This window comes from Haloferula sp. A504 (assembly GCF_044385805.1).
Classification (GTDB): domain Bacteria; phylum Verrucomicrobiota; class Verrucomicrobiia; order Verrucomicrobiales; family Akkermansiaceae; genus Haloferula.
In genome coordinates, this window is sequence record NZ_JBISBU010000003.1 from 66,724 (window position 1) to 86,994 (window position 20,271).

General features: G+C 65.2%; 11 protein-coding genes. 8 read left to right on the forward strand and 3 right to left on the reverse strand.

What is annotated here, in order from left to right:
• Window positions 1-184 precede the first annotated feature (184 nt).
• Complete coding sequence (locus tag ACG2LG_RS02400) at window positions 185-4,462, forward strand: choice-of-anchor Q domain-containing protein (protein ID WP_396255983.1); 4,278 nt, start codon at window positions 185-187, stop codon at window positions 4,460-4,462.
• Window positions 4,463-4,800: 338 nt separating this feature from the next.
• Window positions 4,801-6,393 carry a hypothetical protein gene (locus ACG2LG_RS02405; RefSeq protein ID WP_396255984.1) on the forward strand — a complete coding sequence of 531 codons (1,593 nt, stop codon included), beginning with the start codon at window positions 4,801-4,803 and terminating at the stop codon, window positions 6,391-6,393.
• Between the two features lie 27 nt (window positions 6,394-6,420).
• Here the strand turns inward: ACG2LG_RS02405 and ACG2LG_RS02410 are convergent, their stop codons facing one another.
• From ACG2LG_RS02410 to ACG2LG_RS02420, 3 genes are read right to left on the reverse strand one after another with little or no spacing between them, the layout of a single operon-like run.
• Window positions 6,421-8,019, reverse strand: coding sequence for a BCCT family transporter (locus ACG2LG_RS02410; RefSeq protein WP_396255986.1), 1,599 nt, complete (start codon window positions 8,017-8,019; stop codon window positions 6,421-6,423).
• A gap of 7 nt (window positions 8,020-8,026) precedes the next feature.
• Window positions 8,027-8,869 (reverse strand): methyltransferase domain-containing protein, encoded by an 843-nt coding sequence (locus ACG2LG_RS02415; RefSeq protein ID WP_396255987.1) that lies wholly within the window; start codon window positions 8,867-8,869, stop codon window positions 8,027-8,029.
• The gene (locus ACG2LG_RS02420; RefSeq protein ID WP_396255989.1) at window positions 8,866-9,708 is read right to left on the reverse strand and encodes a class I SAM-dependent methyltransferase; all 843 of its coding nucleotides are present in this window, start codon (window positions 9,706-9,708) and stop codon (window positions 8,866-8,868) included. The genes ACG2LG_RS02415 and ACG2LG_RS02420 overlap by 4 nt, the downstream gene beginning before the upstream one ends.
• 389 nt (window positions 9,709-10,097) lie before the next feature.
• On the opposite strand from ACG2LG_RS02420, the gene ACG2LG_RS02425 reads away from it, so the two are divergent.
• The 6 genes from ACG2LG_RS02425 to ACG2LG_RS02450 all read left to right on the forward strand — a co-directional run bounded on the left by ACG2LG_RS02425 (window position 10,098) and on the right by ACG2LG_RS02450 (window position 20,230).
• Window positions 10,098-12,005, forward strand: coding sequence for a DUF1549 domain-containing protein (locus ACG2LG_RS02425; RefSeq protein WP_396255991.1), 1,908 nt, complete (start codon window positions 10,098-10,100; stop codon window positions 12,003-12,005).
• Between the two features lie 13 nt (window positions 12,006-12,018).
• Complete coding sequence (locus ACG2LG_RS02430) at window positions 12,019-13,317, forward strand: DUF1501 domain-containing protein (protein ID WP_396255993.1); 1,299 nt, start codon at window positions 12,019-12,021, stop codon at window positions 13,315-13,317.
• A gap of 96 nt (window positions 13,318-13,413) precedes the next feature.
• On the forward strand, window positions 13,414-14,670 hold the full coding sequence (locus ACG2LG_RS02435) for an Nramp family divalent metal transporter (RefSeq protein ID WP_396255994.1): 1,257 nt from the start codon (window positions 13,414-13,416) through the stop codon (window positions 14,668-14,670).
• Complete coding sequence (locus ACG2LG_RS02440) at window positions 14,667-15,425, forward strand: SDR family NAD(P)-dependent oxidoreductase (protein ID WP_396255995.1); 759 nt, start codon at window positions 14,667-14,669, stop codon at window positions 15,423-15,425. Before ACG2LG_RS02435 ends, ACG2LG_RS02440 begins: the two co-directional genes overlap by 4 nt.
• 11 nt (window positions 15,426-15,436) lie before the next feature.
• Window positions 15,437-16,531 (forward strand): mannonate dehydratase, encoded by a 1,095-nt coding sequence (locus tag ACG2LG_RS02445; RefSeq protein WP_396255997.1) that lies wholly within the window; start codon window positions 15,437-15,439, stop codon window positions 16,529-16,531.
• 249 nt (window positions 16,532-16,780) lie between these two features.
• Window positions 16,781-20,230, forward strand: a complete 3,450-nt coding sequence (locus ACG2LG_RS02450) for a FecR domain-containing protein (protein WP_396255999.1) — start codon at window positions 16,781-16,783, stop codon at window positions 20,228-20,230.
• The last annotated feature ends 41 nt before the right edge of the window (window positions 20,231-20,271 follow it).

Below are 20,271 nucleotides of genomic sequence, written 5' to 3' on the forward strand. Positions count from 1 at the left end.
CGCTTCGCCGATTGGCAGGCAATGGATGACGAACGATCTCGGGGTCGCCCCTCCTGGCACCACATGCGTTCCCATTGACAGAAGCGAAGAGTGAAATTAATCAGCGGATCCAATGAAACCGTATTCATCTCTCCGGAGTGCCGGTGCAATGTCTTTGGCGGTTCTTTCTGCTCTTATCGGGGCCTTGCGGGCCGACACCATCGTGGTCAACAGCACGGCCGACCCAGCGGGATTCAACCAGGGCATCACCGTCGCCGGTCTTGGCAGCACGGTCACCTTGCGGGACGCAGTCAACGCGGTCTGTAACAGCGGCACCGGGCACACCATTACCTTCGACCCCGCTTTGGCGGGGCAGACGATCGAACTCTCCCAGGAAGCGACCAGTGGAAGTGCGTTGCTCTTCTACAACATCCCGGGGCAAGCCAGCTACCTTACCATCCAGGGGCTGACCGGCCCTGCGGGGATCACCATCGCGCGTGCTGCCGGTGCTCCGAACATGAGACTTTTTGAAGTGAGTGGCACGAGCATCGGCACCCTTACCCTGAACGACCTGACGCTTTCCGGCGGTCATGTCCCCGGTGAATTCGGTGGAGCCATCTTCTCGGCCAGCCCCAGTTGCTCTATCGTCCTGAACCGGTGCACCGTGATGAATAATACCGCCTTCTTCGGTGGCGGTATCTATCTGCGCGACCTTGCCGAAATGACGCTGAATAACTGCACCGTGAGCGGAAACACAGCCACGGACCAGGGAGGCGGGATCAACTCCTACAAGGGAAGTCTCACCCTTAATCACACGACCATCGCCGGCAACACCGCGCCGTCAGCGGGCGGGCTCTACAGTCGTATTCTCTACCCCCTGCTGGTGAATACGATCATCGCCCAGAACACGGCGACAGTCGTCAACCCCGACCTCGCCGGAGACGGGATCAGCCCGAGCAGTCATCACAACCTCATCGGTGGCAACGTGAATCTCGGGACGCTCGCCAACCATGGCGGACCCACCCCGACCTATGATTTCAGCGGACCCAGTCCGGCCTTTGATGCAGGGGCAGCCATTGGCTTCACCACGGACCAGCGGGGGGTGGCCCGTCCGCAGGGCGCTTCGCCGGATATTGGAGCGGTCGAGGCAGAGCCCGCTGCGCCGACCTTCCTGACGGCGAACAGCGCTCAGTTCAGCGTCGGCATTGCCGGCTCTTTCACGATGCTGGCTTCTGGCTATCCGGCCCCCGCTTTTTCCACGACGGATCCCCTGCCTGCCGGCGTGACGCTCAGCTCCTCCGGCATTTTGAGTGGCACCCCGGCCGCAGGCACGGGTGGCAGCTATCCGATCACGGTCACGGCTTCCAACGGGACAAGCCCGGATGCCGCCCAATCCTTCACCCTGACCGTGCTCGACCTCGTGGTCACCACCGCAGTCGATGAGGACAACGGCAGTGCCGATCCGGCCCTCGGCACCGGGACCAGCCTGCGCGAGGCCTTGAACCGGGCCAAGGCACTTGGTGGCAGCAGGACCATCGTGTTCTCGCCCAGCCTGGCAGGGCAGACCATTCAGGTGACTGACTCTGAAGCCGACGTCGCCGGGGCTTCGGCATTCTGGATCACTACGCCCATCACAATCCAGGGACTGACCGGAGATGCGGGCATCACCATCGCGCGGACCAGCGCTTCCGCGTTGAGGCTCTTTGCGGTAACGAACCCAGGAAGTCTGACCTTGAACGACCTGACGCTGGCCAACGGCTCGGCACAGGACGGAGGCGCCATTCTAAGTTTCGTTCCCCTAACCCTCAACCGCTGCACCCTGACCGGCAACAGTGCCACCGGGCTGGGAGGTGCCATCTACGCCAACAGTCTAACCATGACCAATTGCACGCTGGCGGGCAATTCGGCCGACAACCAGGGGGGCGCCATCTACACCTTTACCAACGCCGCCCAGCTGAAGCACGTCACGGTCACCGCCAATAGTGCGGTCAACGCCGGAGGCGGAATCTCCGGCCCGGCGAACCTGACCAACTGCATCGTGGCCGGCAACCTTCAGGGGGGCGCGCCCTCCGATCTTGGCGGTAGCTGCACCGGCAGTGGAAATATCATCGGCACCGGTGGCTCCGGCGGCCTGACCGATGGGGTGAATTCCAATCAGGTGGGCCTGGCCTTGGCCGATATCAAGCTCGGCGCGCTGGCCGACAATGGAGGGCCTAACGCGACCTGTTCGTTGCTTCTCGATAGCCCGGCCGTGAACGCGGCGGTGGCCTTAGGTGGCGTCAGCACCGACCAGCGTGGCACGGCGCGACCGCAGGTGGGAACGGCGGACATTGGTGCCTATGAGTATGTCCCGCATTTCGTGGTCACGACAGCCGTGGATGAAAACGACGGCACGAGTGAACCGGGAGTGGGCACAGGCACCAGCCTGCGCGAAGCACTTCAGGATGCGACCTTCACCGGCACGGCACAGACCATCACCTTCGATCCGGCGCTGGGGGGGCAGACGGTGACGCTAGATTCCGGCTGGAACGACACTGCCGATGCTTCGGCGCTGCGCGTATCCACACCGGTCACCATTCAGGGGCCGTCCACCGCGCCGGGTGTCACCCTCAAGGTGGCCGACGGCGTGGACAAACGGCACTTCCTCGTCGAGGGCTCGGGTGCATTGACGCTGGAGAATCTCACCCTGCGCGACGGCACGGGCGACAACGGTGGCGCGATCTGGAACTTCGGTTCATTGACCGCGCTTGCTTGCACGTTCACAGGCAACCACGCGACTTCGGAAGGCGGTGCCATCCAGTCCTGGGGCGACTCCCCGCTGCTCTGGCTGGAGAACAGCACCTTCGCCGGTAATTCCTGCGATGGGAATGGAACGGCCATTCTGACCGGAGCCTCGGCCAACACCCTGCGCCACGTCACCATTACGGGCAACACCGGGGGCACCACGGCCTTCGCCATCTGGACGCATCAAGTCGAAGCGACCAACAGCCTGATCGCGGGCAACAGCGTTGAGGGTGTGACTGGAATCAGCGGCGGCTCCTTCAGTGCAACGAGCGCCAACAATCTTCTATCCACCGGCGGTGGCGCAGGCTTGACCCACGGTGTCAACGGTAACCTCGTGGGCATCCCCGCCTCCAGCCTTTACCTCGGCGCTCTCGCCGACAACGGCGGGCCGACCCCGACGGTCGCCTTGCTCAGTGGCAGCCCGGCCATCAACTCCGGCACGGCCATCGGCGGACTCGCATTCGACCAGCGTGGCATCACCCGCGTGGTCGCCGGACTGCCCGACATCGGTGCGGTGGAGGATGCGCTGGGCGACAGCGATCCCGACGGCGACAACCTCGACAACGTCACCGAGGTCACCGGCGGGACCAGCCCGGTCCTCATCGACACCGACAGCGACGGCTTCAACGATGCCACCGAGATCCTTTCCGGCAGCGACCCGACCCTTTCGGGCAGCGTGCCGGGCAGCACTCGCATCGAGCGCGTGCTTGGCTTCGGTCCGGCCCGCGGCCTCGACCTCTCCGGCACCTTCGTCCACGCCTTCAACGTGGGCACGAACGGCGCGGCCGGACAGGCGGGCGACGCGACCTTCACCGCCGACAATGCCAGCGGCGTCACCGTCACCGCGCCCAACGAGATCCCCAACTGGACCACCCGCGAGTTTGGGCCCGACGCTGAAGACACGACCCTCGAGACCCTTTTCCAGTCCATCCGCTGGGCGGACAATCCCAACACGATCAACGTCACGCTGGATAACCTGACACCCGGCAATCACTACAAGCTCCAGTTGCTCTTCATCGAGAGCAATGATGGGATCCGCCGCTTCGACGTGCGGGTGGACGGTGTACTGGTCGCCGACGATTTCTCTCCTGCCGTGGCTCAGGGCATCCCCCTGAAGGCCTACACAGCCGCTGCCGTCGTGCACGAGTTCATCGCCAGCGGGACCAGCACGCAAATCGTGCTCAGCGGGGCCGACGTCGCCACTCCTGCAGATTTCAACCCGACCCTCAGCGGGGTCACCCTGGAGCAAACGGCTCTGGCCACGCCCATTGACAGCTGGCGGGTGCTCCACGGCCTCGCCACCGACGGCTCCGAGGACGACGGCAATCCCTCCGGCGATGGAGTGGCCAACCTCCTCAAATACGCCTTCAACATCGCACCCAACGCGGGCGACCTGCTGGAGTCGAACGTCTCCATTCTACCGAACGGCGGCAGCGCCGGCCTCCCGGCCATCACCGCCAATGGAACGCCGCAACTCGTCATCCAGTTCGTCCGCCGCAAGGCTGCGAGCAACCCCGGCGTCACCTACACCGTGCAGGTCTGCTCGGACCTCTCCGATCCCAACGACTGGAGCCCCCTCGACCTGAGTGGCGCAACCGTGGAGTCGATCGACAGCACCTGGGAGCGCGTCACCGTAACCGACCCGACCGGAGGTCCGCGACGATTCGGCCGGCTCCTTGTTTCCGCGGCGGCACCATAGAACCTGCAATCCGCAATTCGGCTAGGGCAGGTGAAGCGCAGATATCTGTCGCGCAAGGTCTTGCGGGGGTCGCCGGACATCTTTCGGCATCCTGCCGAACGTCTCTTCAAGCTTTGTCAGCTTCCAAACGGCGGAAGACGGGAAGGACCGTCAGCTCCATCGCGTTTCCCGACAGCCTCTTCAGTCCGCCCGCAACCGGCCCCGTTCCGACACAGGCGGACTGAAGTCCGCACTCCTTTGGAGGCGAGTCTGAAATCCTGAGTCCAAGAGGCATGCATGGCGCGGCGGGTTCGCTGCGAGAATCACCCCGGCTGGGCCGTATCCAAAAATGCACGCTCATGACTTGTCTCACGACTTCCCGGGTCGTCGCATTGACCGGGTTCCTGGCCGCCGCCTGCCTGTCGGCACAGACTCCGGAGGAATCGGCCCGCGCATCTTCGGAGATTGCCGGCCGCTCACTGGGCAAGGTCCAGCGATGGCTGCACGAGGTGGCGCTGCCGAAGATCGATCCCGAGACGGGGCTCTACCTCTCCCACACCAGCGGCAGTGGTCGCTATCGGCAGTCGCTCTGGAACTACGACGATGCTGCGGCCGACACCTATCCGTTTCTGTTCTGGGCGGCGTGGTATACCGACCGGGAAAAAATCGACGGTCCGATTCTCGGCGTGCTCGAGGCCGAGCAGAGGCTGTGCAACCACCTCGATCGCATTCCCACCGCGATCAACCCGAAGACACTGGAGAAGCAGATCAAGTCCAAGGACGACCTCGTTTTCGCCGCGTCCGAATACGTCAAGGATGGCCTGATCGCGATCGTCGAGGTGGCCGGCAGGGACAACCCGTGGTTCGAGCGGATGCGGGCGATCGAAGACGACATCTGGAAGCATGCCGACGTCGAGACACCCTTCGGGCCGATCCCGACCCGGAACCTCGAGGCGAACGGCGAGCAGATCCAGGCGCTGGTCAGGCTCTTCACGATGACCGGCGAGCGGAAGTATCTCGAATGGGCCGAGCGGCTGGCGGACCACTACCTGCTCAAGGGAGACTTCCTGCCCACCCGCTTGCGCGACCACGGGTGCGAGATCATCGGCGGGCTCGGCCTGCTCTTCGCGGTGGAGACAATCCACAACCCGGAGAAGGCGAAGGAATATCGTCCCCACCTCCGCAAGATGCTCGATGAGATCCTCGCCCGCGGCATCAACGAGGACGGGCTCATGTTCAATGCGCTCGACCAGAAGAAGGGACAACTCAGCGATGGTTGGGGCTACAACTACGTGGCTTACCTCTGTTTCGACATGGTGGTGGGTGAGCCCATCTATCGGAACCGGATCGAGAGCACGCTACGAGCGGTCGCCAAGCCGGCCTATGCCAACTACCCGTGGGAGGGCAGTTCGATCGACGGCGTGGCGGACTCGGTCGAAGGCGGGCTGTATCTCATCAATCGCCTGCCGGTGCCCGAGGCCATCGGGTGGGCCGATCGCGAGGCGGCGGACCGCCTGGTGCGGGTGGCCGACAAGGACCACCTCTGGGGCTCGATGAAGCTCGAGTCGAACGGCGTGCGCACCGTCCTGCAGCACGCGCTCATGCACACCCGCGGCACGATTGCCCGCCCATGGCGCGACGACCTGCGGCTCGGTGCCAGCGAGTCCGATGACGGCTTGACGGTGGTGCTGAAAGCCGACCGCCCGTGGTCGGGCAGGCTCGTCTTCGACAAGCCCCGTCATCGGGTGGAGATGGGATTTGCGAAGGATTGGCCGCGCATGAACACCATGCCGGAATGGTTCACGGTCGATGCAGAGGCCGACTATGTCGTCGAGGATCCCGCCAGCGGCCGCGAGACCACCTGCACGGGGGCGAGTCTTCAGGAAGGCTTCGAACTTTCGCTGAAGCCCGGCGTCGAAACGCGGCTGATCGTTCGCAAGGCGGCGCGCTGAGCGATTGGAACTCTCGAAGCGGCGGAGCTATTCCTTTCCGGTTGGGTCGGCACGCTCCCGGCGCAGGGCCTTGAACAGGCAGAAGGTCATCACCAGAAGAGCGAGGGCGAAGGGAAGGCCGGTGGTGATGGCGGCGGATTGGAGCGCCTTGAGTCCGCCGGCGTAGAGCAGGGCGGCGGCGACGCCGCCCTCGAGCAACGCCCAGAAGACTTTCTGGATCACGGGCGGTTTCGGATGACCACCGCCGGTGATGGTGTCGATCACCAGCGAACCGGAGTCGGAAGAGGTGACGAAGAAGGTGATAACGACAATGACGGCCAGGCCGCTGGTGATCCGGGACAGCGGGTAGTGTTCGAACAACTTGAAAATGGCGGTGCTGAAGTTTTCGTTCACGGCAGAGAGGATGCCGCTGTCATAAGCCATCTCTTCGTGCAGTGCGGAATTTCCGAACACGGTCAGCCAGACGAAGGTCAGCAGCGTGGGAACGAACAGCACGCCGAGGGCGAACTCGCGGATGGTCCGCCCGCGGGAAATGCGGGCGATGAACATCCCGACGAAGGGTGACCAACTGATCCACCAACCCCAGTAGAAGATGGTCCAGCCGTGTTGCCAGCCGCCACCCTCGCCATTGCGATAGGTTTCGGTCCAGGTAGCCATCGGCACGAGGCGGTAAATGTAGTTGCCGATATTTTGCAGCAGGGCGTCGAGCAGGTGGGCCGTGGGCCCGATCAGGAAGACCATCAGGAGCAGCGCGCCGGCGAGGATCAGGTTGGCTTGGGAAAGGCGCTTGATGCCGCGGTCGAGGCCGCTCACGACCGAGGCGGTGGCGGCCAGGGTGATGCCGATGATGAGCAGCATCTGCACGTTGGTGCCGGCGGTGGTGCCGTTGGCGGCAATGGCTTTCGGGAAAAGGTGATGCAGTCCGGAGTTGATCTGCAGCACGCCGAGCCCGAGCGAGGTGGCGACACCGAAAAGGGTCGCGACGACGGCGAGAATATCGATGAGGTGCCCGAAGGGTCCGCGCACCCGCTTGCCGAGGATCGGGTAAAAGGTGGAGCGGATGGTGATCGGCAGGCCGCGATTGAAGGCGAAGTAGGCGATGGCGCAGCCGACCAGCGCATAGATTCCCCAGGCGTGGAGGCCCCAGTGGTAGAAGGTGATGAGCATCGCCTCGCGTGCCGCCTCGGGCGAGCCGGTGGCGAGAATGCCCGGCGGCGAGCCGAAGTGATACATCGGTTCCGCGACCGACCAGAACATCAGGCCGATGCCCATGCCGGCGGAGAACAGCATCGCGAACCACGAGCCGTAGCGGTAGTCGGGCTTGCAATCCGCTCCGCCGAGCCGGATCCGGCCGAAGCGCGAGAAGATCAGGACGCCGACCGATATCAGCAGGAGGTTGGCGGCCAGGATGTAGAACCAGCCGAAGTTGGTCGCCAGCCAGTCGAGGGTGACGGCGAAGATGTTCTCGGTTCCCTCGGCATCCTGGCGGGCCGAGACGAAACCCCACAGCGTGAAGCCGAGGATGAGCAGGGCGGAGACCGGGAAAACGACGGGGTGGAACTCAAGCGGACCGAGCTTGATGAAGTCCGGCTCCAGCTCGCCCTGCCGCTTGCCGCGTTTGCTCATGGCCCGGTCACGCAGGCTTGCGGAAGTGCAGGATACCCCAGTCCAGGGCCCCTTTCGACCCGGCCTCGATCCAGTGACGCAGGCCGCTTTTCATCCGCTCGACATACTCGCCGCTGATCTCGTCGCCGATCTCGTCGGAGCGCTTCTCGAGTTCCTCCAGCACGCGGCTGTAGTGCCGTACCAGGCATTCGGGCTTTTCGTCGATGTCGATGGTTTCCCAGCCGAGTCCGGCGGCGTAGCCCATGTAGGTCTCCACCGAGCCCATCGACGGCAGGTGGATGCGGGCGAGAACGGGTTCGAGCAACTCGGGGTCGACACCTGCCTTCTGCATCGGGTCGGTGAAGATGAAACCACCGCCGGGCTTGAGCACGCGGTCGACCTCCTCGAAGACGCGACGGCGTCGTCCGCTATGCAGGATGGAATCCTGGCACCAGACCTGTTCGAAGGTGGCGTCGTCGAAGGGGAGTTCCTCGAAGTTGCCGTCGTGGACCTCGATCAGCTCCGCAAGGCCCTGCTCGGCGGACATGGCGCGGTTGCGCTCGTTTTGCACGGCGCTCAGGTTGAGGCAGGTGACCGGGATGCCGCGCTCGCGGGCAATCACCCGCGCCGAGCCGCCGTAGCCGGCCCCGATGTCGAGCAGGCGGCCGTTTTCCGGCAGCGCCGGGATGCGCGAGAGCATGGTGTCCACGGTGCGCCGGCTGGCGGTAAGGATCGGCTCGTCGGGGGTCCGGTAGATGCCGACGTGGATGTCCTCGCCGCCCCAGATGCGGTAGTAGAAGTTGTCGGCGTCACTGCTGTCGTAGTAGTCGCGGGCGATGTCCACAACCTGGGATCCGTCGGCCCGGCTCATCGGTTTTCCTCCTCTTCCCCGACGTACTTTTTCTCGGCGATGTGGACGTAGAAGTCCGGGTTTTCCTGGCGGTAGGTTTCCTGGAAGTCGGCGAAGGTCTGGACACGCTGGAAGCCGACCTCGAACATCAGCCGCTCGACGTAGGCCCGGCGCAGGGGAAACATGTTGAGGTGATAGACCGACTCGTCGGGAAAGGTGTAGCGGAAGCGGGCGAGCCCCTCGTCGACGTGCTCCGGCTCGGCGCGGACGTTGTCGCCGCAGTAGTAGTAGGCGTGCTTGGTGGAGAAGCCCTCGTCGAGGATCATGTCGTAGTTGCGCTGGTCGAGGATGAGGCATCCGTCGTGGCGCAGCGCGGCGTAGAACTCGGCGAGCGCCTTGCGGCGGTCGCGCTCGTTGAAGAGGTGGGTGAAGGAATTCCCGAGACAGACGACGGCGTCGAACTTGCCGTTGAGGTCGCGGTTGAGCCAACGCCAGTCGGCCTGGACGGTGCGCAGGATGTGGCCGCGGCGGCGGCCGTTCTCAAAGGCCTTGGCGAGCATCTCCGGAGCGCCGTCGGCCGAGACGACCTCGAAGCCGGCCTCGATCAGGCGCACCGAGTGGAAGCCGGTGCCGGTCGCCACGTCGAGCACGCGCTTGGCGCCGCGCTCCTTGAGGGTCTTGATGAAAAAGTCGCCCTCGCTCCTGGCGCGGGCGTCCCAGTCGATCAGTTCATCCCATTTGTCGACGAATCCCCGGACATACTCTTCCTGGTATTTGTCGGTTTCACGGACCTCGGTGGGATTGGATCCGTAGTCCTGTTCGACGTCGTCGTCGGCGATCTTCTTGGTGATGTGTGACATGGTGGTGGCAGGCTGGCCTGCTCGGATGAGCGAGGCTTTCAAGGTTCCCTCAAACACGCATCATCGGTGCCCGTGAGGGGGATGCGCGGCGCAAAACAACGACTCGGTTTCGCGGCTTGCTTGGTGACAAGAGGCCACGGAATCGAGGCCCCGAGGTCAAGGAGCGATTGGTGGAGGCGCGCGGCGGGGGGCTGAAGTCCGGTGCCCCGGTGGGCGTCAAAGCCTTGAAGGAAGGGGGTCTGGTGGAATTCCGGCAGGCGACGCGCCAAACTGAAGAAACTTTCCGGAGTGTCGCGGGACGGCCTTCACGAGACCGGCAGAACGTCGGGGAATTCGATCTCGGGCTCCATTGACGTCCGGAGAGATCGGGTCCAGTGTCCGCCTATTGCATGAAAGGCCCGTTTTTCACAATCCTTGCGCTGGCGCTGTCGTCGACGGCCCTCCCCGCCGCGACGCCATCGCCGTCGAAGACCGACGACCCCGAGTTCGTGCGCAAGGCGGCGCTGGAAATCGACAAGCATGTGGCGGGTTGGTACCGCAAGCAGAAGCTGCAGGTGCCGGACGTCACGGATGACGCCACCTTTCTGCGCCGGGCTTTCCTGGTGACCGTCGGGCGCGTCCCGACCGCCGAGGAGGCGATGTTTTTCCTCGAGATCAACGACGGGAACAAGCGCACCGAGCTCATCGACTACCTGCTCGACTCGCCGGGCTACTCGAGCCACATGTCGAACTGGGCCTTCGACCTGCTGCGGGTGGCCGACAACAAGCCGGGAAACCGGGCCGGCTTCGAGCCCTACCGCGAGTGGGTCCGCCGCGCGATCGACGACAACAAACCGTGGGACGAACTCACCCGGGAGCTGCTCGCGGCCAGGGGCAGCATGTGGGACCCCGACGAGGCGGCGGTGGGCTACTACCTGCGCGACCGCGGCATGGAACTCGACAACCTGGCCAACTCGATGCGGATTTTCCTCGGCTCGCGGATGGAGTGCGCGCAGTGCCACGACGATCCCTTCCGCGACACCGAGCGGATGGAATTCTACGAGCTGGCGGCCTTCGTCCACGGCCAGGGAACCGGCAACCGCAAGCCGATGCGCCAGATCTGGGACGAGGTCCGTGAGGAGGACCGCCGCCGCACCATCGACTACGCCGCCGCCCAGGTGCTCTGGGATGAGGTTTATGGAACGACCCTCACGGGGGGTGGCCGGGGGCGCATCGAGTTGCCGGGCGACTACCAGTACCGCGATGGTCAGCCCGGCGAGATGATCGGGGCCAGGACGCCCTTCGGCAAGACGGTGCGGCTCTCGGACCGGCGCAATGCCGGGGACGGTCGCGAGGAACTCGCCGAGTGGGTGACCCGCGACACCGGCGAGCAGTTCCCCTCGGTGATCGCCAACCGGATGTGGGAGCGGGTGATGGGTCGCGGCGTTTATGAGCCGGTGGACGAGTTCATTCCCGCCTCCGAGACGCACCTGCCGGCGATGATGAACGAACTGATCGCCCTCATGGTCGACCTCGACTACGACCTCAAGGGTTTCCAGAAGGTGCTGCTCAACACCCGCACCTTCCAGTTTGTGCCGAATCCAAAGCCCTCGAAGGTGCCGAGCGGCGATGACTTTCACGGCCGCCAGCTCGCCCGCCTCTCGGCCGAGCAGATCTGGGACTCGCTGATCACGCTGGCGGGCGGAAATCCCGACACCAAGCCGCGGCGCAGCGCGGACAACCGCATCCGCGTTGGCGGGAAGGTCGTCAACTTCGAGGGCAAGGACATGAAGCAGCTCTCCGACGAGGTGCTGGCGATCGACTCCGAGCAGGAGATGCGCCGCTACTTCAACAAGTTCCTCGCCGCCGTGAAGAAGGGCGGCAGCAAGGGCGGCGACGACATGATGTCGATGCAGTCGGCAGGCCGCAGCTACGGTCGCAACGCCCAGGTGCGGGCCAGTGAGTTGCCGAGTCCGGCGCCGCGCGACCACCTGCTGTTCCTCTTCGGCCAGGCCGACCGCGAGGTGATCGAGTCGCACAGCCGCGAGCCGAACGTCGGCCAGGTGCTGGCGCTGATGAACGGCTTCGTGCAGGAACAACTGGTCAACAATGCCGACGCCCACCTTTACAAGAGCCTCGAGGGCGCGAGCACCGACCATGAAAAGATCCGCCGCCTCTACATCGCCATCCTCAGCCGTCCGCCGTCCGACGAGGAGATGGGCTGGATGCTCGACGAGGTGAAGGCCGCCGGCGATGCCGGCTACCGCAACATCGTCTCGGCGCTGGTGATGTCCTCCGAGTTCCTCTTTGTCCAATGAGCCCCTTCGACCGATGAGTGAGATTGAAAACAACCGTCACGACGAGCTGACCCGGCGCCATTTCATGTCCAACGCCGCGCGCTGGTATCTCGGCGTGCACCTCGCGCCGATGTTCGGAGCCAGTGTCGCCACCGCCGCGCCGGCCTCGGCGGGAGCGAAGGCGAAGAACGTGATCTACCTCTACATGTCCGGCGGCATGAGCCATCTCGACACCTTCGATCCCAAGCCGAACAAGAAGGAGGTCATGGGTCCGCTCGAGGCGATCCCGAGCAAGGCCGACGACATCCTCGTCGGCCAGCACCTGCCGAAGACCGCGCAGGTCATGGACAAGGTTTGCGTGGTCAACTCGATGAGCTCGAAGCAGGGCGCCCACGAGCAGGGCTCCTACATCATGCACACCAGCTATCCGATGCGCGGGACGATCAAGCATCCCTCGCTCGGAGCCTGGGTGCTCAAGCTCGGCGGACGCCTGAATCCCGAGATTCCCGGCTACGTCGCGATCGACTCGTCACAGGACCTGACCGGTGGCGGCTTCTTCGGGGCCAAGTACGCCGCCGCTCCCATCGGCAGCGCGAGCGAGGGCCTCAAGGACAGCCATAAACCCGCAAACGTGTCGAAGGGTGACTTCGACCGCCGTCTGGCGCTGGCCGACCGGCTCAACAAGCAGTTCCACGGTCGCTACGAAAACGCCGACGTGAAGGCCTACGAGGAGCTCTATCAGGAAGCCATCCGCCTGATGAACAGCGACGACCTGAAGGCCTTCAACATCAACGACGAGCCGCAGTCGTCGAAGGGCCTCTACGGTGGCGGCCGTTTCGCCCAGGGCTGCATGCTGGCACGCCGGCTGGTCGAGCACGGGGTCCGCTTCGTCGAGGTCCAGCTCGGCGGGTGGGACACCCACTACGACAACTTCGCCGGCGTCGAGGGACGCTGCCAGGAGTTCGACCAGGCCTACGCGGCGCTCATCAGCGATCTCGACCAGCGCGGCCTGCTCAAGGACACGCTGGTGGTCGTGGCGACCGAGTTCGGGCGCACGCCGGAGATCAAGACCGAGCACAACGACGGGCGCGACCACCATCCCTCGGCCTTCACCTGCCTGCTCGCCGGTGGCGGGGTCAAGGGCGGCTTCAAGTACGGTGAGACCGACTCGACCGGCTCGCGGGTGAAGAAGGACGAGGTTTCCCCGCAGGACTTCAACGCCACCATCGCCCACGCCCTCGGCATCCCGCACGACCTGGTGGTCATGTCTCCGAGCCAGCGGCCTTTCCGCATTTCCGACAAGGGTTCGCCGATCAAGGACGTGTTCGCTTAGTAGATATGGAGAAGGGCCTGGAAGGCCCTTCTCCATGCGAGGGAGTCCGCAACGCCTTGGCTGGTCATGCGGGTGGCGGGCTGATAGACAAGGCCGATGTCCGGATCGCCGAAGCACTGGCTTGCCTCCCTGCTGCCGGGCATTTTCCTGATCGGCTACAACATCGGCACCGGCAGCCTGACCGCGATGAGCAAGGCCGGGGCGAACTACGGCACCGGGATGCTGTGGGCGGTGCTGGTGAGCTGCCTGATCACCTGGTACCTGATCAACTTCTTCAGCCGCTTCACCATGTCGAGCGGGATGACCGCGATGGAGGCCTACCACCGGCACATCCACCCGGTCTATGCGTGGACGCTGTGGACCGCGCTGGGGATCATCATCCTCTCCGCGCTGATGGGTATGATGGGCCTGCTGGTGGATGTGGTGGCGGTGGGATTTCAGGAGCTGGCAGGCATCGCCGTCAACCGGGTCGCGACCGGCATCGCGATCGCGGCGGTGGTGCTGGTCCTGATCTGGGTCGGCACACCGCGTCGGCTCGAGGCGATGCTGGGCGTGATGGTCGGCCTCATGGGTCTGGCCTTCATCGGTTCGGCGATCCGCTTCTTCCCCGGCGTCGGGCCCACCCTGCAGGGCTTCGTCCCGAGGCTTCCGGGGGCGGCGGAGGGGAGCGACACCAGCCCCTTCGTGATTCTCGCCGGCATGGTCGGCACCACCGTGTCGGTCTTCGCCTTTCTCATCCGCAGCGGGCAGGTCAAGGAACACGGGTGGACGATGGAGCAATGGGCGATGCAGAAGCGCGACGCGCTGGTGAGTGCCTCGATGATGTTCGTGTTGAGCGCGGCGGTGCTGCTGACCGCCACCGCCACCCTGCACGCCGAGGGGCTGAAGATGAACTCGATCGCCGAGATGATTCCCATGCTGCACCCGATGTTCGGCGACGCGGCGATGGCGATCTTCGTGGTCGGCGTGCTTGCCGCGGGGATCTCGTCGCACATGCCGAACATGATGGTGATTCCCTGGCTCGCCCGCGACATGCGGGGCAGCCCGCGGGAGCCCCGCACCCGGGCCTTGGGCATCATCTTCCTGCTGCTCACCGCGGTCAGCATCCTCGGGGCGGTGCTTGAGACCCGGCCGGTGTTCCTGCTGCTGCTTTCCCAGGCGGGGATCTCGCTGGTCATGCCGTTGGCCCTGCTGGGACTGATCTGGCTTTCCGCGCACCCGGACCGGACCGGCGCGCCCCGCCCGGGCCGGGTCGAATGGCTGCTGCTGGGGTTGATCGCCGCCTTTTCATTGATCATGAGTTTTCTCGCCCTCCGCGGGCTCGTCACCGACCTGACCCAGTTGTTCTCATGACCAATCCCTTCAGCCTGGAAAACGAGGTTGCGCTGGTGACCGGCGGCGCGACCGGCATTGGTTTCGGCATCGCCCGATGCTTCGTCGAGGCCGGTGCGCGGGTGGTGCTGTGCAGCCGCGATGAAGAGGCGCTCACGAGCGCCGTGGGGGAGCTGGGGTACCACGCCTCCCGTCGCGTTCACGACGTTACCGAGACCGATGGCGCGGTCGACCTGGTGGCGGGCATCGAGCGCGAGATCGGACCGGTCTCCATCCTCGTCAACAATGCCGGGGTCCACCTCAAGAAGCCGGCCGAGGAGGTCACGCCGCCCGAGTTTCAGAAGTTGCTGGACGTCCATGTGCTCGGTGCGCACGCCCTGACGACTGCGGTTGGTCGCGGCATGCTCGAGCGGGGCAGGGGTTCGGTGCTCTTCATCGCCTCGATGGCCTCGTTGTTCGGGTTTCCGGGGGTGGTGGCCTATTCCGCCGCCAAGTCGGCCCACCTCGGGATGGTGCGCACGCTGGCCACCGAGTGGGGGCCGCGGGGCGTGCGGGTGAATGCGATCGCCCCGGGCTGGATCCACAGCGAGATGATGCACCAGGCGGTCGATGCCGATCCGGCGCGCAAGGCGAAGATCCTCGGCCGGACGCCGCTCGGAGGCTTCGGCGACCCCGAGGATGTCGGCCGGGCCGCCACCTATCTCTGCTCGCCGGCCGCGAAGTTCATCACCGGAGTCTGTCTGCCGGTCGACGGCGGTGCGGCCATCGGCTTCTAACTTCATCACCCATGAAGCTCGGATTCGGATTCTACCGCCACATGCTCAACCGCGAGCACTGCGACTTCGCCGTCCAGTGCGGGGCGACCCACGCGGTGGTCCACCTGGTCGACTACTTTCACCGGGGCTCGCGGGAGCACGGCGAGGACCAGCCGATCGGCGACACCCACGGGGGCTGGGGAATCGCCGGGGGCACCCCGGACGAGGAGTGGTCGGAGGAATCGCTCCGGTCGCTGAAGGCGGAACTCAAGGCGGCGGGCCTCGAGCTTGAGGCGATCGAGAACTTCGATCCCGCCCACTGGCACGACGTTCTCCTGGATGGTCCGCGCAAGGCGGCGCAGATCGAGCGGCTGAAGGAGATCATCCGCAACGTCGGTGCGGCCGGGATCCCGGTCTTCGGCTACAACTTCAGCATCGCCGGGGTGGCGGGCCGGACGGTCGGCAACGGCACCCGCGGCGGGGCCCGCACGGTGGGCATGGACGGCGCCGCCGAGTCCAGCACCGCGCCCATTCCCAAGGGCATGGTCTGGAACATGGTTTACGACGGCGAGGCGCCGGAAGGGATGCTGCCCGAGATCGACCACGAGGAATTGTGGAGCCGGCTCGAGTTCTTTCTCCGCGAACTGGTCCCGGTGGCCGAGGAGGCCGGAGTCCGCCTTGCCGCCCACCCGGATGATCCTCCGTTGCCGCGGGTCCGCCGGCAGCCGCGGCTCGTTTATCAGCCCGCGATGTATCAGCGCCTGGTCGACCTCGTGCCCAGCCGCAGCAACGCGCTCGAGTTCTGTCTCGGCACCCTGGCGGAAATGAGCGAGGGAGACATTTACGAGGCCTGCGACCATCACAGCCGGCAGGGGGACATCGCCTACATCCATTTCCGCAACGTCCGGGGCAAGGTGCCGCACTACACCGAGACCTTCATCGACGAGGGCGATATCGACATGCGGCGGATCATGGAAATCCTGCGGAAGAACCGCTACGAGGGAGTCCTGATTCCCGACCACGCCCCGCAGATGAGCTGCGAGGCCCCCTGGCACGCCGGCATGGCCTACACGATGGGATACATGAAGGCCCTGCTCGACGGGGCGTCCTCCGGTCGGCCCGAATGACGCCGCAGCCTCCCGCCGACTCGATCAGGTCCTGGGAAATCGGAGCCCCGAAGGGCATGAATTCGTTGATAATGAGACGATTGGCACCCTTCGAGCTTCATCGGTGTTTGCGACGGTCCTCTCGCAGCAAACCCATCATTGCTTCCGGGATGGCTCCGCGCCTCGAAAAGCCCGTCAGCCATGTGCCAAGATCGTTACATTTGTTGGAATTGGCTGGCGTTGGGGAAATGGATTCGGGGACGCTGCCCGATGCGCATCCGCTTGTTGCTGTGGCTCCCGCTGGCTCTTTGCGGGATGCCGGGCAACGTCTTCGGTCAGTCGGGCGATGGGGGCGAGTTGGTGGTGGTGGAGAACCAGGTGGAGCGGTCGCCGGCGCGCACCGCTTGGCGAAAGGCGGTGCTGGGTGAGAAAATCGGGTGGCAGGAGCAGGTGCGGACGGGTGAGCTGAGTCGCGCCGGCATCGAGCTTGCCACCGGAGGGGTGCTGCGGGTCAGCGAGCTGACCGTGCTCCGCCTGCAGCCGCCGAAGCCCGGGCAGGATCAGCGCAGCCGGATCGATTTTTCGAAAGGGGCGGCCTATTTCTTCAGTCGCACCGACAAGGAGGCGGACGTCGAGACGCCGACGGCCAGCCTCAACATCCGGGGCACCGAATTCGTCATCGAGGTCGGCGACAACGGCACGACGGTGGTGACGATGATCGACGGCGCGGTCGGCCTGTCGAATGCGTTCGGGGCGGTGGAGCTGGCGAGTGGCGAACAAGGAGTCGCCGAGCCGGGTCGCGCGCCGCGGAAGACCGCCGTGCTCGACGCGTCCGAAGACATCCAGTGGTTCCTGTATTACCCCGGGATCGCCGATCCGGCGGGCTTTGCGGGGCTGGGCCCCGCCTTTGCGGCATCGCGGAAGGCCTATGCCGCGGGCGACCTGCTGCAGGCACTGGAGTTGCTGCCACCGCCGACCGGCCGCGACGAGCATCTGTTTGCCTCCGCCGTGAAGCTGTCGAGCGGTCGGATCGACGAGGTCGATGAGAACCTGAAGCGGGCCGGAGGGGGCGCGGTCGCCGATTCCTTGCGGCTGTTGATGGAGGTGGTCCGCACACCGGCGGCACAGATGAACGGGGTGGTGGCCCCGGAGACGCCGGAAGGGCGGATGGCGCTGTCGTATGCGCTTCAGTCGGCCGGGGATCTGGAAGGGGCGCTGGAAGCGGCGAAGGGAGCGGTCGGGCTCTCGCCGCGATTCGGTATGGCGTGGGCTCGTGTCGCCGAGCTGGAGTTTGGTTTCGGGCGGAACGAGGTGGCGGAGGAAGCCGTTGAGCAGGCGCTTGCCTTGAGCCCGCGCAATGCGCAGGCGATTTCGCTAAAGGGTTACTTTGCGCTGGCGGGGAACCGGATTCGGGAGGCTCGGGAGCAATTCGCCCGCGCGCTCGAAATCGATCCCGCGCTCGGCAACGCGTGGCTCGGCCAGGGTCTGGCCTTTTTCCAGTCGTCGATGCCGGATGAGGCACTGCGCTCGATGACCATCGCGGCGGCGGTCGAGCCGAACCGTGCCTTTCTGCGGAGCTACCTGGGCAAGGCCTTTGCGGAGACGGGGCGGGACGAACGCGCCATGCACGAACTCGGCCTGGCGGGTCAGCTCGACCCGGGGGACCCCACCGCCCCTCTCTATCAGGCCCTGCTCGAGCAGAGGCAGTCGCGATTCAACGAGGGAATCGCCAACCTCGAACGATCCATCGAGCTGAACGACAACCGGGCGATCTATCGCTCCGGCTTCCTGCTCGACCAGGACCGCGCGGTGCGCGAGGCGAACCTGGCCGCCCTGTATGAGAATGCGGGCATGACCGGGACCAGCCTCGAGGAGGCGCGGCGGTCGGTGGTCAGCGACTACCTCAATCCCGCCGCCCACCTGTTCCTGTCGAACAGCGTCGATGCGTTGCGCGACCCGCGTCGGGTGTCGCTGCGTTATGAGACGCCCTGGTTCAACGAGCTGCTGCTCGCCAACCTGCTGTCCCCGGCCGGGACCGACCTGCTGGCGCAGAACATCTCGCAGCAGGAATACACCAACCTGTTTCCGGTAAGTCCTTTCGGCATTTCCAACCGCAGCCTTTGGCGGGGCGACGGCGAGTTTCTTTCGACCGGGACGCTGCAGGGTCGCTTCGACCGGAGCAGCGTGGCGCTCGATTACGACATCTTCCTCGCCGACGGCGACCGTCCCAACCGGGACGTCGAGCGCTACACCGCCTACCTGCAGTACAAGCAGGCCCTCAGCGATCGCGACAGCCTCTACTTCAACTTCAAGTTCCAGCGCTTCCGGGGAGGCGACCTGCGGCAGCTTTACGATCCGACGACCTTCGACCCGGACTACCGCGTCGAGCAGGAGCAGGCACCGGTGGCGATCATCGGCTACCAGCACGAGTGGTCGCCGGGCAGTCGGACGCTGGCGCTCGGCGGCCTGCTCACCGACCGCCTGCGGATCTCCAACAGGTCGACGACTTCCTTCGCGATGCTGATCGATCCCCTGGCACCGGCCGTATCGACGCCGATCGGCTTTCCGAGCGATATCGACCAGCTTCGCGAAACCGAGGTCTTTTTCGGCGAGTTGCAGCACATCTGGAGCGACGAGCGGCAGACCTTCCTGATCGGCACCCGCTTCGACTCGGGCCGCTTCGAGACCGAGAACACGCTTTCGATGCAGCCGATCGTCGGCATTCTTCCGGGCGATCCCTTCACCCTTCGCGCCGCGCCGGACTATCAGCGATGGGTCAGCTACGCCTACTACACGAGGGAACTGGTTGACGGCCTGTGGGGCACGCTCGGGCTCGCCTTCGATACCCAGGACTATCCGCTCAACCCCAGCGTGCCACCGGTTTCGGCGGAGCGGAAAAGCCGCTCCGAATTGCTGCCGAAGGCGGGCTTGGTTTGGACGCCGTGCAACGAGTTCACGATGCGGCTCGGCTATGCCCGCTCGCTGGGCGGAGCGACCTTCGACGAGAGTGTGAGGCTCGAGCCGACACAGGTGGCCGGCTTCACCCAGTCGTTCCGGACCCTGATCAACGAGTCGGAAGTCGGCGGACTCTCAGCGCCGCTTTTCGACACGGCCGGGGCGAGCGTCCTGTGGAAATTGCCGGGCCGCACCTATCTCGGGGCGGAAGGCTTCGTTCGCCGTGCCGAGGCGGCCCGCGGGGTCGGGGTGCTGGGGATCGACAGCGGCACCCTGGCCTTCGACCGGGTGCTCCAGATCGAGGAGGATCTCGACTACGAGGAATGGGGTGGGGCCTTCCACGCCACCAAGCTCGTCGGCGATGCGTGGTCGATCGGCACCCGCTACACTTTCGCCCGGGCCGAGCTGAGCCGTTCGTTCCCGGCGCTGACGGCGGCGGGGGTGGCCGGATTCCGGTCGGACGAATCGTCGCAGCTCCACGATGCCGAGGCTTACGTGATCTACAACCACCCGAGCGGCTGGTATGGCCGCCTGAGCGGACGGTTTCTTTCGCAGGACAACGAGGGCTACGCACCGGTCCGGCCCGGAGATTCATGGACGCAGCTCGACTGCGCGGTGGGCAGGCGATTCCTGAAAAATCGCGGCGCGTTGGAACTCGGCGTGCTTAACCTCACGGATCGGGATTACCGATTCAACCCGCTCATCACGCTCCCCGAACAGCCCCGCGAAAGGACCTTCTACATGGAATTCCGGCTCGACATCTAGATCGGTGGAAAGCCCGTCCCAGACTCCCGCTCCCGCCGGTG